Origin of the sequence: Anaeromyxobacter diazotrophicus, from assembly GCF_013340205.1 — a bacterium.
Classification (GTDB): Bacteria; Myxococcota; Myxococcia; order Myxococcales; family Anaeromyxobacteraceae; genus Anaeromyxobacter_A; species Anaeromyxobacter_A diazotrophicus.
Map to the genome: position 1 here is coordinate 261,918 of NZ_BJTG01000007.1, position 13,512 is coordinate 275,429.

Below are 13,512 nucleotides of genomic sequence, written 5' to 3' on the forward strand. Positions count from 1 at the left end.
AGAGGTCGATGCGGCGCAAGATCCGGGTCGTCGGCGCGATGATCGAGCGCGACGGGAAGTACCTCATCACGCAGCGGCCCGCCCGCGCGTCGCTGCCGCTCCTGTGGGAGTTCCCGGGCGGGCGGGTCGAGCCCGGCGAGACGGACGAGGAGGCGCTGGCGCGCGAGCTCTCCGAGGAGATGGGGATCGAGGTCGCGGTCGGCCCGCGCGTCATCCACGTCGAGCACGCCTACGAGAGCTACGACATCGACTTCTGCGTCTACCGCTGCCGCCACGTGGACGGCGTCATCCAGCACCAGGGCGTGAACGACCACCGCTGGGTGAGTCCGCACGAGCTGGACGACTACGAGTTCCCCGCCGCCGACGAGAAGACCATCGCCAAGCTGCTGGGTTTGTAGGCATTCCCCGGCCCGGGCCCGATCGGCAGCGGCCCCCGGCGCCTCCCCCGACTAGGCAGATCCGTCGCGCACCGCAGCGGGCCAGTTTGCCCGCCTGCCGGACGTGCACATGTTGCCGAAAAGGGGTGGCACCGCGTGGCCGATCACGAAAAGACGCCCAAGGGGCGCCCAGACAAGCCGGGCCGGCTGGCAGGCCGCTCGCCGTTCTCCTCGCCCGCGGCCTGGCTGGTGCTCATCGCGCTGGCGGTCTTCCTCTTCCGCGCCTTCCAGGACGTGGGGGTGCGGCGGATTGGCTACTCCCAGTGGAAGGAGATGCTGCGGAGCCAGTCGTTCGAGCGCGTCGTGGTCGGCCCGGACTGGGTGCGCGGCTATCCCAGGCCGGCCGAGGTGGCGGCCGAGAACGACCGCGACAAGGGCAAGGGCCAGGCGGGCCTGCCCTACGTCGCGACGCGCATGACGGGCGACGACGAGCTCATCAAGGACATCGAGAAGTCGAAGGTCGAGTACGACGCGGTCTCCTCCTCCGGCATGGGCGACGTGTTCTGGGTGTGGGTGGCGCCCATCGCGCTCGGGCTCCTGTTCTGGGGCTGGGTGATGCGGCGGATGACCGGGCAGATGGGCCAGGGGCCGCCCGGCGTGATGACCTTCGGCAAGTCGAAGGCGCGCATCCACATGGAGCCGGACACCGGCATCACGTTCAAGGACGTCGCCGGCATCGACGAGGCGGTCGAGGAGCTGCAGGAGATCGTCGAGTTCCTGAAGACGCCGGAGAAGTACCGGCGCCTCGGCGGGCGCATCCCCAAGGGCGTCCTGCTGGTCGGGCCGCCGGGCACCGGCAAGACGCTGCTCGCGCGCGCCACCGCGGGCGAGGCGGGCGTGCCCTTCTTCTCGCTCTCCGGCTCCGAGTTCGTCGAGATGTTCGTCGGCGTCGGCGCCGCGCGCGTCCGCGACCTGTTCCAGCAGGCGACGGCCAAGGCGCCCTGCATCGTCTTCATCGACGAGCTCGACGCGCTCGGCAAGAGCCGCAACTCCGGCATCATGGGCGGGCACGACGAGCGCGAGCAGACGCTCAACCAGCTCCTCGCCGAGATGGACGGCTTCGACAACCGGGCCAGCCTCATCGTCATGGGGGCCACCAACCGCCCCGAGATCCTCGACCCGGCGCTCATGCGGCCCGGGCGCTTCGACCGGCAGGTCCTGGTCGACCGGCCCGACAAGCGCGGGCGCGAGAAGATCCTGCAGATCCACGCGCGGAACGTGAAGCTCGGGCCGGACGTCGACCTGCGCTCGGTCGCGGCGCGCACCCCCGGCTTCGCCGGCGCCGACCTCGCCAACGTGGTGAACGAGGCGGCCCTGCTGGCCGCCCGCCGGAACAAGTCGGCGGTGGGCCGCGCCGAGTTCGAGGAGGCCATCGAGCGGGTCGTGGCCGGCCTCGAGAAGAAGAGCCGGCGCATCAACGAGCGCGAGAAGGAGATCGTCGCCTTCCACGAGTCGGGCCACGCGCTCGTCTCGTGGCTGCTCCCCAACGCCGACCGGGTGACGAAGGTGTCCATCATCCCCCGCGGCCTGGGCGCGCTCGGCTACACGCTCCAGCTGCCGATCGAGGACCGGTACCTCCTCACCCGCAGCGAGCTGCGCGACCGGATGGCCGGGCTCATGGGCGGCCGCGTCGCCGAGGAGGAGATCTTCGGCGAGCCGTCCACCGGCGCCTCCAACGACCTGCAGCAGGCGACCGGCCTCGCGCGCATGATGGTGCGCGACTACGGCATGAGCAGCCTCGGGCCGGTGTCGCTCTCCGACGACCACGGCCCGACCTTCCTCGGCCTGAAGGGGCCCGAGTCGCGCAGCTACTCGGACCGGACCGCCCTCGAGATCGACCGCGAGGTGCAGGCGCTCGTGACCGAGGCGCAGGGGCGCGCCCGCGACGTGCTGCGCCGCCACCGCGACAAGCTCGACATGCTGGCGGCGCGGCTGCTCGCGGTCGAGGTGGTGGAGGAGGAGGAGATCGTGCGGCTGTGGGGCCCCAAGGTCGAGCGGCCGGGCGGGATCGACAGCCACGGCCACGAGGAGGCGCCGCCGGAGCACCCGAGCCGGCCGGTCTCCGCGGCGGGCGGCGCGAGCCACGCGTGCGCGCCCTCCGCGCCCAAGGCGGTGGCGGGCACGCCGGATCCGGAGCGCGGCCCCACGTGAAGACGAGCCGCAGCCACCGCGCCCGCAAGGAGCTCTTCCAGCGGGGGATCCAGCAAGGCTGGCTCTCCGTGCAGGAGGTCGAGCGCGCGATGCCCGCCGGCTCGCTCACCGACGCCGAGCGGTGGCTGCTGTACTACAGCCTCCGCGCCTCGGGCGTGGAGATCCGGGGCCAGGACGGGGAGGCGGTGCGGGAGCCCGAGTTCCCGGCGCCCCCGGGAGACTGACGCCCCCCTTCAGGTTTGACAGCGTCCCGCCTGTGGTTAGCTTCGGCGCCGGAGGTAGGAATGCCCGACGAGTCGAGCCGGCAAGGTCCGCGCCCTGAACCGCAGGTGAAGGTGAACGACCGCCGCCGCTTCACCCCCGACGGGGAGGCCGTGCCGGAGCAGGAGGTGACCTCCGCGCCGGAGGCCGCCCAGGGGGAGGCCGGCGGGCCCGACCCGCGCGACGCCACCCTCGCCCAGCAGTCCGCGCGGATCGACGAGCTCATGCGCGCCTACGCCTCGCTGGTGGAGGACGGGAAGGCGGCGCGCGTCCGGCTCGAGCGGGAGAAGACGCGCGTGCTCGAGGCGGAGCGGGCGCAGGTGGCGCAGGTGCTCCTCGAGGCGGTGGACGAGCTGGAGCGCGCCCTGGGGGGGGCGGGGGACGCGACCGGGCCGCTCGTGGACGGGGTGCGGCTCACGCTCGCCTCGCTCGCCAAGAAGGTCTCGGAGCTGGGCGCGCAGCGGCTCTCGGTGGTGGGTCAGCGCTATGACCCGCACCTGGCCGAGGCGGTGGACGTCGTGCCGGTGGGCGATAGGTCGCAGGACGACGTCGTGGTGCAGGAGGTCCGCGCAGGTTATCGGATCGGCGAGAGGATTTTGCGGCCTGCCCGGGTGAGGGTGGGGCGCTTCACGCAGGCCTGAGGCCCGGTCGCAGGACGGGCCGCGAGAGCTTTCACCCCGCACCCTCGGCCGCGCGCGGAAATAGATTCCGGGCGCGGCTGTATGGGGTGCATGACCTTCTGGAGGAGCACGATGCGGCGTCACACCGCGTTCACAGTCAGTTCCGTCGTCCTGGCCTTGGCCGTCGCGACCGCCTGCGGGATCGAGGGCCGCGCCGACGCCGGCCCCCCGCCCCAGGCGCCCACCTCGAAGGAGACCGGCAAGCAGCTCTGGCACGACTCGACCGGCCAGCCCCCGGTGAACGTGAGCGTGCCGTCGCAGAGCTCGCTCGCGCCCCTCATCAAGCAGCTCAAGCCGGCGGTGGTGAACATCTCCTCGACCACCGTCATGAAGAACCCGCACCGCGGCCTGCGGATGCCGAACGGCGGCGGCGGGGGCGACGACGACGAGAACCAGCAGCTCTTCGAGAAGTTCTTCGGGCAGCGCGAGATGCCGGAGGAGCTCAAGGGCACGAGCCTCGGCTCCGGCTTCATCATCAACGACGACGGCTACGTCCTTACCAACAACCACGTGGTGAAGGACGCCACCGACATCAAGGTGCGCCTCTCCGACGGGCGGGAGTTCGAGGCCAAGATCGTGGGGCGCGACCCCGCCTCCGACGTGGCGCTCATCAAGCTCCAGCAGCTCAAGGGCAAGCTCCCCACCGTCGCGCTGGGCGACTCCGACGCGCTCGACCAGGGCGACTTCGTGCTCGCCATCGGCAGCCCGCTCGGCTTCCGCGAGTCGGTCACGTTCGGCATCGTCTCGGCCAAGGACCGCAGCCTCACCGGCGGCGCCTTCGACGACTTCCTGCAGACCGACGCCGCCATCAACCAGGGCAACTCGGGCGGCCCGCTCTTCAACATGAAGGGCGAGGTGGTGGGCATCAACACCGCCATCATCTCCCCGCAGATCGGCTCCGGCATCGGCTTCGCGGTGCCCATCAACATGGCGAAGCAGCTCGTCCCGCAGCTCCTCACCGGCAAGGTCTCGCGCGGCTACCTGGGCGTGGCGGTGAGCGAGCTCACCCCCGATCTCGTCCAGGGCTTCGGGCTCAAGGAGGGGACGAAGGGCGCGCTGGTGCAGTCGGTGGTGCCGAAGGCGCCGGCGGACAAGGCGGGCGTGAAGCCCGGCGACGTGGTCGTGGCGGTGAACGGCAAGCCGGTCGACAGCCCGAGCCTGCTCACCCGCACCGTCTCCTCGGTGCAGCCCGGCGGCAAGGCCACGCTGACGGTGCTGCGCGGCAACGAGAAGAAGGACCTCACCATCACCGTGGCGCAGCGGCCGGACGAGGAGGCGCTGGCGCGCGGCGAGCTGGGCGGCGGCGAGGAGGGCGAGGGCGGGCCGGCCGCGCAGAAGCCGGGCGCCAACGACAAGCTCGGCATCCGCATCGCGCCGGTCCCGCCGCAGGTCGCCAGCGAGCTCAACGTGCAGCCGGATCAAGGCGTCCTGGTGGTGGCGGTGAACCCCAACGGCCCCGCCGGCTCGGCGGGGGTCCGCAAGAACGACGTCATCCTCGAGGTGAACCGCCAGCCGGTGAACAAGGTGGAGCAGGTGGTGGGCCTCATCCAGAAGATGAAGCCCGGCCAGGTGGTGGTGCTGCGCGTCCAGCGCGGCCAGCAGGCGTCGTACCTGCCGGTGAAGCTCGGCGGCGAGAAGAAGTAGCGCGGCTCGCCCGGCGGCGGGGTGCGAGGCCTCCGCCCCACGGACTCGACCGTGGGGCGGGGCTCGTCCCCCGCCGCGCCTTTACCCGCTCAGCACCTTCGAGGCGATCTCCGCGCCGCTGCGCGAGTCGACCAGGCGGATGGCGAGGAAGCGGGCCTTCACGCCCTCGTAGAAGCCCGGCTCCCCCTTCCGCTTCAGCTTCCAGGCCCCCTCGGGCCGGAAGAGCACCTCCATCTGGAGGCGGCCGGTGCGGAGCGCGCTCTCCAGCTCGAGCTCGTCCATGCCGTCGGGCAGCGCGCCCTCGATCACGATGAACTGGATGAGCGGCCGCCCGGCCGCGTCCTGGCGGCGCGGCTCCCCGTTCGTGAGCGCGATCCCGCCGCCGTCGATGAAGGGCGTCACCACGAAGCGGAAGCCCGAGCGGGTCCGCTGCGGGCGCACGAGGTCGAGCGTCTGCTCGGCCACGCTCGCCGCGTACACGTTGCCGTCGAGGCCCCGGCGCACCCGGCGGACGTTCTGCTCGCAGTCCGCCCGCGTGAACGCGTCCTTGCAGGAGCCGACGTACCGCTCCAGGAAGGGCCCCAGGCTGTCGAGGCGCGTGGCGTGCCCGCGCAGGGCCTCGAAGCGCCCGTCTGCGTGGGTCAGGGCCGGGAGGAGGAGGGCGAGGGGGAGGAGGGCCAGGCGAGCGAGGCGCATGTGCCGCGCATCATGGACACCTGCGGCCGGGCGCATCAACGACGGGCTTGGAGGCTTCCGTCGGATGAGGTGAGGAACTATCTCCCGCCGCCGCCGGGCGCGCCCGCCTGCGCGGTCCCGAGTTTGGGTCGGGTAAGGTCGCTTTTTTGACTACATTCCCACACCACCCTAATGTCCGCCTCGGGGAGCAGGAGGGCGGATGGCGCGAGCCAGGGCGGTGGAGCGGAGCGAGGCGCAGGAGCGGCGTGCGGCGCCGCGGCTCGACAAGGTGTTCCCGGTCTTCATCGAGGGGGAGCGCGGCGGCGCCCTGGGCGTCGCGCGCAACATCTCGCAGGGCGGGCTGTTCGTGGAGACCCGCGCCCCCGAGCCGCTCGGCAGCCAGGTCCGCGTGAGCTTTCCGTCGAGCGCGGGCGAGATGACCGCGGTCGCCGAGGTGCGCTACGTCTGCCACCTGCTCGCCCGCGCCGCCTCCGGCGCCGAGCGCCCCGCCGCGGTGCGAGGCATGGGCCTGCGCTTCCTCTACTTCGACGCCGGCGGCGCTCCGCCGCCGGTGGTCCACTGAGCGACGCCGGCGCGGCGCGGCGGCGCTGGCGCCCACCCGCGGCCACGTGCTACGCGAGCGGGATGCTCGCCATCGAGACGCGCGGGCTCACCCGGCTCTTCGACGGCAAGCCCGCCGTGCAGGAGCTGGCCCTGGCGGTGCCGGCCGGCGCGTTCTACGGCTTCCTGGGCCCGAACGGCGCCGGGAAGAGCACCACCATGCGGCTGCTCACCGGGCTGCTCGCGCCGACCTCGGGCGAGGCGCGCGTGCTCGGGCTCGACGTGGCCGCGAGCCCGCTGGCGGTGAAGGCGCAGCTCGGGGTGGTCCCGGACGGCCTGTCCCTGTTCGAGCGGCTCACCGGCGAGGAGCAGCTGCGCATCCACGGGCAGCTCTACGGCCTCCCCCGCCGCGAGGCCGCGCGCCGCGCCGCCGAGCTGCTCGAGGCGCTGGAGCTGGCGGGCGACGCCGGCAAGGTGGTGCAGGCCTACAGCCACGGCATGAAGAAGAAGCTCGCCCTCGGCTGCGCGCTCATCCACGGCCCGCGGCTGCTCTTCCTCGACGAGCCGTTCGAGGGCATCGACGCGGTGGCGGTGAGCGGCATCCGGCGGCTGCTGCAGGACCTGGTCAGCCGGCGCGCGCTCACCATCTTCCTCACCAGCCACGTCCTCGAGGTGGTGGAGCGCCTCGTCACGCACGTCGGGATCATCCACCGGGGGCGGCTGGTGGTGCAGGGGACGCTGGAGGAGGTCCGCGCGACCGGCACCCTCGAGGAGACGTTCATCCGCGCCGTCGGCGAGGCGCGGCCGGCGCCCCCGCCGCTCTCCTGGCTGGCCGGGCCGGGCGGGGCAGGGGACGGCGGGGCGTGAGCGCGCGCCTGGCGGATCTGGTCGAGCTGCGCCTGCGGCTCGGCCTGCGCCGGCTGCGAGGGCGCGGGGGCGCGGCCGAGGGGGCGGCGCAGCTGGTGCTCTTCGCGCTGGCGATCCCGGCGGCCCTGGCGCTGGCGGCCGCGCTCGGATTCGGGAGCTGGCGCGCCGCGCGCGCCGGCAGCGGCGAGAGCGCGATCGCGCTGGGGGCCATCCTGTTCGGCCTCTGGCAGAGCTGGACCGCGGTGGGCGTGACGGTGAACGAGCGCGACGCCCTCGACCTGCGGCGGATGCTCGTCTACCCGGTGGCGCCGGGCCGGGTCTACGCGCTCGGGCTCACGGCGAGCCTGGTGGGCGATCCGCTCGCGCTCACCTGGCTCGTGCTGCTGGCGGGCGTCGTCGCGGGCGCGGCGGTGGCGCGCCCCGGCGCCTGGCTCCTCCTGCTGGTCCTGGCGCTGCTCCTGTTCGCCGCTGCCACGACGGCGCTGGTGGCGCTCCTGCAGGAGCTCCTGGCGCGGCTCGCCCGCCGCCGCTTCGCCCGCGAGGCCGCGCTCGCGGCCGGGCTGGCGGGCTGGCTCGCCTTCGCGCTCTCGGGGGCCCGCGGCGCGGGGGCGCTCCGGACCGCCTTCCCGGCGGCGGTGCGGCTGCGCTGGGTGCTGTTCCCGCCGGCGCTGGCCCACGCCGGCGTGGCGCACCTCTTCGCCGGGAGGCCGGCGCGCGCGCTGCCGTGGCTCGCGCTGCTGGCGCTGGCCGCGGCCGTCACCGGCTGGCTCGCCTACCGGGTGGCGCTCGGCGACGCCCAGGCGGGCGGCGAGGCTGCGCTGGCCGCGCCGCGCCGCGGCCGGCCGGCCGCGCCGCTCTTCCCGGAGCGGCTCGGGCCGCTCTTCGAGAAGGAGGCCCGGCAGCTCGCGCGGCACCCGGCGGTGCGCGTCTTCGCGCTGGCGCTGCCGGCGCTGGCGGCGCTCGTCGGGTGGAAGGCGCCGGTGCACCTCCCGGGCGACCTCGCGCCGCTCTCCCAGGCGCTGCCGCTCTTCTTCCTGGCGGTGTACGTGCACCTCGGGCTGCAGGCGTTCTGGGTGAACCCGCTCGCCTGGGAGCGCGGCGGCGCGCGCGCGTTCTACCTGGCGCCGGTGGTGCCGGACGAGGTGCTCGCGGCCAAGAACCTGGCGCTCGCCGCGTGCGCCACGCTCGTCTTCCTCGCCGCCGAGACCGCCTACGCCGCCGCCGCCGGCTGGCCCGAGCCGTGGGCGGTGGCGGGCGCGCTGGCGCTCGAGCTGGGCCTCGCGCCGGTGCTGTACGGGCTCGGGAACGTCATCGGCATCCTGTGGCCGCGTGCGGCGCCGGTGGGGGCGCAGCGGTCCGGGGCGCTCTCCCCGCTGGCGGCGCTGGCGGGGATGGTCATCGCCTCCGGCGCGACGCTGCTCTTCGCGATCCCGGTCCTGGTGGCGATCGCGCTCGACCGGCTCTGGCTGGCGCCGGCCGCGTGGGCAGCGCTGGCGGCCGGCGGCGCCATCGCCTGGCGGCTCGCGCTCCCCGCCGCCGGCCGCCTCCTGTGGCGCCGCCGCGAGGCGGTGCTGGCGGCGGTGACCGGCGACGAGGTGTGAGGCGCGGCGCTACTGGCTGAACCCCTCCAGCAGGTAGTGCGCCTCGATCCGCTTCAGCGCCAGCACCATGGCCGCGGTCCGCATGTCGACCTCCTTCCCGATGCAGTAGGGGCGGGAGTCGTGGGCGGGGGTCTTGGTGGGCCGATCGCGCGACACGTCGCGGATGATGGCGTAGTTCGACTTGATGGCGCGCTCGAGCCGGGTGTTCACCTCCTGCTCGGTCCAGTGCTCCATGCGCTGGTTCTGGAGCCACTCGTAATACGAGACCGTGACGCCGCCGGCGTTGGCGATGATGTCCGGGATGAGGTCGATCTTGCGGCCGGCGAGGACGCGCTCGCCGTCGGGCGTGGTGGGGCCGTTGGCGCCCTCCACCACCAGCTTGACGCGCAGGGTCTCCGCGACGTTCCCGTCGATCTCGCCGCCCAGCGCCGCCGGGATCGCGATGTCGGCGTCCACCTTCCAGAAGTCGGCCTTGGAGATGGCCGCCGCGCCGGGGAAGCCGAGCACCGTCTTCTTGAGGTTGTCCGGGTTCTGGTGGACGTACTGGACGAGCGCGTCCACGTCGAGGCCCTCGTCGCTGTGGATGGTGCCGTTCGCGTCGTTCACCGCCACGATCTTGGCGCCCATCCCGTACAGGATCTCGGCCGCGGCGGAGCCCACGTTGCCGAAGCCCTGCACCAGCACCCGGGCCCCGCGCAGCGAGAACTCGCGGTCGCGCGCCCACTCCTCGATGCAGTAGACCACCCCCTGGCCGGTCGCCTTGAGCCGGCCCTCGGAGCCGCCGATGCGCACGTCCTTGCCGGTGACGACGCCGCGGAAGGCGTGGGGCGTCCGCTGACCGTCGGTGAACTGGCGCATCATGATGGCCATGATGGCGCCGTTGGTGTTCACGTCCGGCGCCGGGATGTCGAGGAACGGGCCCATCAGGTTCTTCAGCTTGTACATGTAACGCAGGGTGAGGTGCTCCATCTCCTCGCGCGAGTACGCCTGGGGGTCGATGCGGATGCCGCCCTTGGCGCCGCCGAACGGGATGTCGGCGATGGCGGTCTTCCAGGTCATCTCCGCCGCCAGCGTCTTGAAGAGGTCGAGCGAGACGTCCTTGTGGAAGCGGATGCCGCCCTTGTACGGGCCGCGGACCTGGTTGTGCTGGATCCGGTACGCCTTGAACTTGCGCGGCTCGCCCTTGACCATCTTGAAGAGCCCGCGCTTGGGGATGCGGATGACGCCCTCGCGCACGGTGATGTCGGCGTCCAGCAGGGCGCGCCGGTGCAGCACGAAGTCGCCGTTGGCGAGCGGCTCGAGCGCCACCCCCGCCTTCATCGACGAGGCGGGCAGGTCCTTGAACGGGCCGGCCTCCTCGTCGTCGAGCGGCACCAGCCGGTCCCGCAGGTCGAGCGACACGTAGAAGATGTGCTCGAAGTCCGGCTCCTCCAGCTCGAGCCGCACGCGCGGGTGCATGTCGATGAGATCGGCCGCCCGATGGAACGTCTCGAGCTGCTCCGTGTAGATGGTCGACTTCTTGGGAGAGGAGTCCTTGCGCATCACTCGCATGTCGGTCCTCGGCAGAGGCGGGAGGGGAGGCGGGTTGCCAGCTGCGCCGAAGCTATGCCCGTTTCCACGGCGAGTCCATTGCTTGGAGAGAATGAAAGTAATGTAAGGATGTCGAAGGGTTGTGCCATCCTGCAGCCTGGCGTGGACGGCGCGGAGACGTGGGTGCTCGATCCGTAGGCAGACTTTGGCCACCCCCCCAAGAGTCCAGGGGCACCCCGGGTGTGCGACGATCAGCCACGGTGGCGGGCCGTGTTTTCCAGCAAATCGGCGCAAGCCGCCATCGGCTCGCCGTCGCGGGTCCGCAGGGGAGGGTGAGCGCCGCCTCAGCGCGCCATCCGGCTGGAGTCATCCATCGCGCTCTCATTGCGGCGTTCGCCGCGTTCACGCTCTGCGGCATGACGTTTGCTCTTCCGAACGAACGCATCCGCGGGGGCGGAAAGGACAGCTGGTGACTCGCAAGAAGGTCCTGCTCGTCGACGACTCGAGCACGGTCATCTTGATGGAGAAGATGATCCTGTCGAAGAGCCCCTACGAGCTCCTGACGGCGAAGGACGGGCAGGAGGGCGTCGAGATGGCGCTCGCGGAGAAGCCCGACCTCATCCTGATGGACGTGATGATGCCGCGCCTCACGGGGCTCGAGGCCTGCAAGCAGCTCCGGGCCAAGGGCCACCGCGCGCCCGTCATCCTCGTCACGACGCGCGGCGAGGAGCAGAGCGTCAAGAACGGATACGACGCCGGCTGCAACGACTACGTGACCAAGCCCATCAACGGAGCGGAGCTCCTCTCCAAGGTCCGCGGCTACCTCGGCGCGTAGAGGTCTACCGATGACGACTGAGCGAGGGCGGCGCGCCGAGGGCGTGGGCCGCGAGGAGGAGGCTCTGCGCGAGCGCCTGGCCGGCCTGGAGCAGCAGGTCGTGGAGCTCGGCAACGCCTGCGTGGTCATGGAGCGCGTCCACGGCGCGCTCGACCGCGGCGCGGTGTTGCTCGCCATCCAGGACGTCGTCATCAACGTGATCGGCTCGGAGGAGCTCGCGATCTTCGAGGTCGCGGACGGTGGCCGGCTGCTCCGCCCCGTGCAGAGCTTCGGCGTCGAGCCGCGCGAGCTGGCGGTGGGAGCTGGCCCGGTCGGGCGCGCTGCCTCGGAGCGGAGGGCGTGGACGATCCTCGACGGCGCGCCGCCCGAGGAGGAGCCCCGGCTGACCGCCGTCGCGCCGCTCAGCGCCGGCCCGCACCTGACGGGCGTGGTCGCGATCTGGCGGATGCTCGCGCACAAGCCGGTCTTCGGCGAGGCGGACCGCGCGGTGCTCGAGCTCCTCTCACGCCACGGCGGCGCCGCCCTGCACCTCACCTCGCCGCACGCCGGCCGCCGCGCGGCGGCCTGAGGCCGGAGCCCCGCATGGACCAGCAGATCGACCCGGGGGACGAGATCGAGATCGACCGCGAGGTGCTCGTCCAGGCCTTCGTGACCGAGGCGGGCGAGGTCCTCGCCCAGATGGAGCAGCTCGCGCTGGCGCTGGAGAGCCGGCCGGAGGACGACGAGACCATCCACTCGCTGTTCCGCGCGGCGCACACGCTCAAGGGCTCGGGCTCGCTGGTCGGGTTCGACGCCGTCCGGGAGCTGGCGCACGCCACCGAGGACCTGCTCGACAAGGTGCGCTCCCGCGCGCTGCGCGTGAGCGACGGGCTGGTGAGCCTGCTCCTGCGGTCGGTCGACCTGCTCCGCGTCGCCGTCGCGGAGGGCGCCGCGGGCAGGACCGCCGCCTCGCCCGAGACGACCTCGCTGGGTGAGCGGCTCCGCCGAGCCTCGGGAGGCGAGGGCGCCGAGTCCGGGCTGGCCCCCGCCGAGGCGGGCACCGCCGCGGGCGCCGGCGCGGCGGCCGCCCGCCCGCCGCGCACCCTGCGGGTCGAGGTCGGCAAGCTCGACCGCATGATCGACCTCTCCGGCGAGATCGCCATCTCGCGCGGCCGGCTGGCGGACATGCTGGAGCGGCGCCGCACGCTCTCGATCGAGGAGATCCTCGAGGCGCATCGCGAGGCCGACCGCCTCTACCTGGACCTGCAGGACCTCATCATGCAGGCGCGGATGGTGCCGCTCGGCCCCACGTTCCAGCAGCACTTCCGGACCGTGCGCGACCTCGCGACGGCTCAGGGCAAGCAGGTCCGGCTGACGCTGGAGGGCGAGGACGTGGAGGTCGACACGGCCGTCGTCGAGCACATCCGCGACCCGCTCGTCCACATGGTCCGCAACGCGGTCGATCACGGCATCGAGGCGCCCGCCGATCGGACCGCGCGCGGCAAGGATCCCTGCGGGCGACTCACGCTCCGGGCCTTTCACGAGGGGGCGCTCGTCGTGGTGCAGCTGGCGGACGACGGCGCCGGCCTCGACCGCGACCGGATCGTCCGGCGCGCGGTGGAGCGGGGCCTGGTGACCGCGGGCGCCGCGCTCACGGACCAGGAGGTCTACGGGCTCATCTTCGAGCCGGGCTTCAGCACGCGCGACGAGGTCACCGAGGTCTCCGGCCGCGGGGTCGGCATGGACGTCGTGCGCCGGAACGTCGACGCGCTGCGCGGCTCCGTGTCCGTGGACAGCGTGGCGGGCCAGGGCACCACCGTCACGCTGCGCTTCCCGCTCACGCTCGCCATCATCCAGGGCTTCCGCGTGGTGGTCGGAGGGGACGTCTACATCCTGCCGCTGGATGCGGTCGCCGAGTGCGTCGAGCTCCCGGCGGGCGCCGATGGAGGGCGTACCGGCGTGCTGAACCTGCGCGGGCGGCCCCTGCCCTACCTCCGTCTCCGCCGCTACTTCGAGCTCGCCGGGGAGCCACCCGCCCGCGAGAACGTGGTGGTGGTCGAGCACGAGGGAGCGGCCGTGGGGCTCGCCGTCGACGCGCTGCTCGGCGAGAGCCAGACGGTGATCAAGCCGCTCGGCCGGATGCTCCAGGGCGTGCGCGGCGTCTCGGGCTCGGCGGTGCTGGGGGACGGCCGCGTCGCGCTCATCCTCGACATCCCCGGGCTGCTCCGGGACGCGCTCGGCCGGGGGCATGGAGCGCTGCTCAGCTGACGAGATCGCAAGGACCGGCCCGC

General features: G+C 73.0%; 13 protein-coding genes. 11 read left to right on the top strand and 2 right to left on the bottom strand.

Going from position 1 to position 13,512, the window contains the following annotated elements; genetic code table 11:
- Positions 1-8: 8 nt before the first annotated feature.
- From mutT to HWY08_RS15730, 5 genes are all read left to right on the top strand, one after another.
- Complete coding sequence (gene mutT, locus HWY08_RS15710) at positions 9-398, top strand: 8-oxo-dGTP diphosphatase MutT (RefSeq protein ID WP_176066875.1); 390 nt, start codon at positions 9-11, stop codon at positions 396-398.
- Positions 399-533: 135 nt separating this feature from the next.
- On the top strand, positions 534-2,588 hold the full coding sequence (gene ftsH / locus HWY08_RS15715) for an ATP-dependent zinc metalloprotease FtsH (protein ID WP_176066877.1): 2,055 nt from the start codon (positions 534-536) through the stop codon (positions 2,586-2,588).
- Positions 2,585-2,812 carry a hypothetical protein gene (locus HWY08_RS15720; RefSeq protein WP_176066879.1) on the top strand — a complete coding sequence of 76 codons (228 nt, stop codon included), beginning with the start codon at positions 2,585-2,587 and terminating at the stop codon, positions 2,810-2,812. The genes ftsH and HWY08_RS15720 overlap by 4 nt, the downstream gene beginning before the upstream one ends.
- Before the next feature lie 60 nt (positions 2,813-2,872).
- A complete protein-coding gene (locus HWY08_RS15725) occupies positions 2,873-3,490 on the top strand; it encodes a nucleotide exchange factor GrpE (protein ID WP_176066881.1) in 618 nt (205 codons plus the stop codon).
- 156 nt (positions 3,491-3,646) lie between these two features.
- On the top strand, positions 3,647-5,173 hold the full coding sequence (locus HWY08_RS15730) for a Do family serine endopeptidase (protein ID WP_235969659.1): 1,527 nt from the start codon (positions 3,647-3,649) through the stop codon (positions 5,171-5,173).
- A gap of 81 nt (positions 5,174-5,254) precedes the next feature.
- Here HWY08_RS15730 and HWY08_RS15735 read toward each other — a convergent pair whose 3' ends face one another.
- Positions 5,255-5,869: a DUF6066 family protein gene (locus HWY08_RS15735; protein WP_176066885.1), complete on the bottom strand. Its 615-nt coding sequence runs from the start codon at positions 5,867-5,869 to the stop codon at positions 5,255-5,257.
- A gap of 199 nt (positions 5,870-6,068) precedes the next feature.
- On the opposite strand from HWY08_RS15735, the gene HWY08_RS15740 reads away from it, so the two are divergent.
- The 3 genes from HWY08_RS15740 to HWY08_RS15750 all read left to right on the top strand — a co-directional run bounded on the left by HWY08_RS15740 (position 6,069) and on the right by HWY08_RS15750 (position 8,877).
- Positions 6,069-6,431, top strand: a complete 363-nt coding sequence (locus tag HWY08_RS15740; RefSeq protein WP_176066887.1) for a PilZ domain-containing protein — start codon at positions 6,069-6,071, stop codon at positions 6,429-6,431.
- Positions 6,432-6,493: 62 nt separating this feature from the next.
- A complete protein-coding gene (locus HWY08_RS15745) occupies positions 6,494-7,276 on the top strand; it encodes an ABC transporter ATP-binding protein (RefSeq protein ID WP_176066888.1) in 783 nt (260 codons plus the stop codon).
- Positions 7,273-8,877: a hypothetical protein gene (locus HWY08_RS15750; RefSeq protein ID WP_176066890.1), complete on the top strand. Its 1,605-nt coding sequence runs from the start codon at positions 7,273-7,275 to the stop codon at positions 8,875-8,877. Before HWY08_RS15745 ends, HWY08_RS15750 begins: the two co-directional genes overlap by 4 nt.
- Before the next feature lie 9 nt (positions 8,878-8,886).
- Here HWY08_RS15750 and HWY08_RS15755 read toward each other — a convergent pair whose 3' ends face one another.
- On the bottom strand, positions 8,887-10,419 hold the full coding sequence (locus tag HWY08_RS15755; protein ID WP_235969660.1) for a Glu/Leu/Phe/Val family dehydrogenase: 1,533 nt from the start codon (positions 10,417-10,419) through the stop codon (positions 8,887-8,889).
- 457 nt (positions 10,420-10,876) lie between these two features.
- Between HWY08_RS15755 and HWY08_RS15760 the strand changes: the two genes are divergently transcribed.
- Genes HWY08_RS15760 through HWY08_RS15770 form a run of 3 tightly spaced genes read left to right on the top strand, consistent with a single transcriptional unit; the run spans position 10,877 to position 13,489 of the window.
- Positions 10,877-11,242, top strand: coding sequence for a response regulator transcription factor (locus HWY08_RS15760; RefSeq protein WP_176066894.1), 366 nt, complete (start codon positions 10,877-10,879; stop codon positions 11,240-11,242).
- A gap of 10 nt (positions 11,243-11,252) precedes the next feature.
- Complete coding sequence (locus tag HWY08_RS15765) at positions 11,253-11,810, top strand: GAF domain-containing protein (RefSeq protein ID WP_176066896.1); 558 nt, start codon at positions 11,253-11,255, stop codon at positions 11,808-11,810.
- A 14-nt stretch (positions 11,811-11,824) separates the two neighbouring features.
- Positions 11,825-13,489 carry a chemotaxis protein CheA gene (locus HWY08_RS15770; RefSeq protein WP_176066898.1) on the top strand — a complete coding sequence of 555 codons (1,665 nt, stop codon included), beginning with the start codon at positions 11,825-11,827 and terminating at the stop codon, positions 13,487-13,489.
- Positions 13,490-13,512 lie beyond the last annotated feature (23 nt).

Bases quoted from the DNA above. Each gene is read 5' to 3' on its own strand.
- HWY08_RS15725 (WP_176066881.1), top strand. From the start codon at position 2,873: ATGCCCGACGAGTCGAGCCGGCAAGGTCCGCGCCCTGAACCGCAGGTG.
- HWY08_RS15745 (WP_176066888.1), top strand. From the start codon at position 6,494: ATGCTCGCCATCGAGACGCGCGGGCTCACCCGGCTCTTCGACGGCAAG.
- HWY08_RS15735 (WP_176066885.1), bottom strand. From the start codon at position 5,869: ATGCGCCTCGCTCGCCTGGCCCTCCTCCCCCTCGCCCTCCTCCTCCCG.
- HWY08_RS15755 (WP_235969660.1), bottom strand. From the start codon at position 10,419: ATGCGCAAGGACTCCTCTCCCAAGAAGTCGACCATCTACACGGAGCAG.
- HWY08_RS15770 (WP_176066898.1), top strand. From the start codon at position 11,825: ATGGACCAGCAGATCGACCCGGGGGACGAGATCGAGATCGACCGCGAG.
- mutT (WP_176066875.1), top strand. From the start codon at position 9: ATGCGGCGCAAGATCCGGGTCGTCGGCGCGATGATCGAGCGCGACGGG.
- HWY08_RS15765 (WP_176066896.1), top strand. From the start codon at position 11,253: ATGACGACTGAGCGAGGGCGGCGCGCCGAGGGCGTGGGCCGCGAGGAG.
- HWY08_RS15740 (WP_176066887.1), top strand. From the start codon at position 6,069: ATGGCGCGAGCCAGGGCGGTGGAGCGGAGCGAGGCGCAGGAGCGGCGT.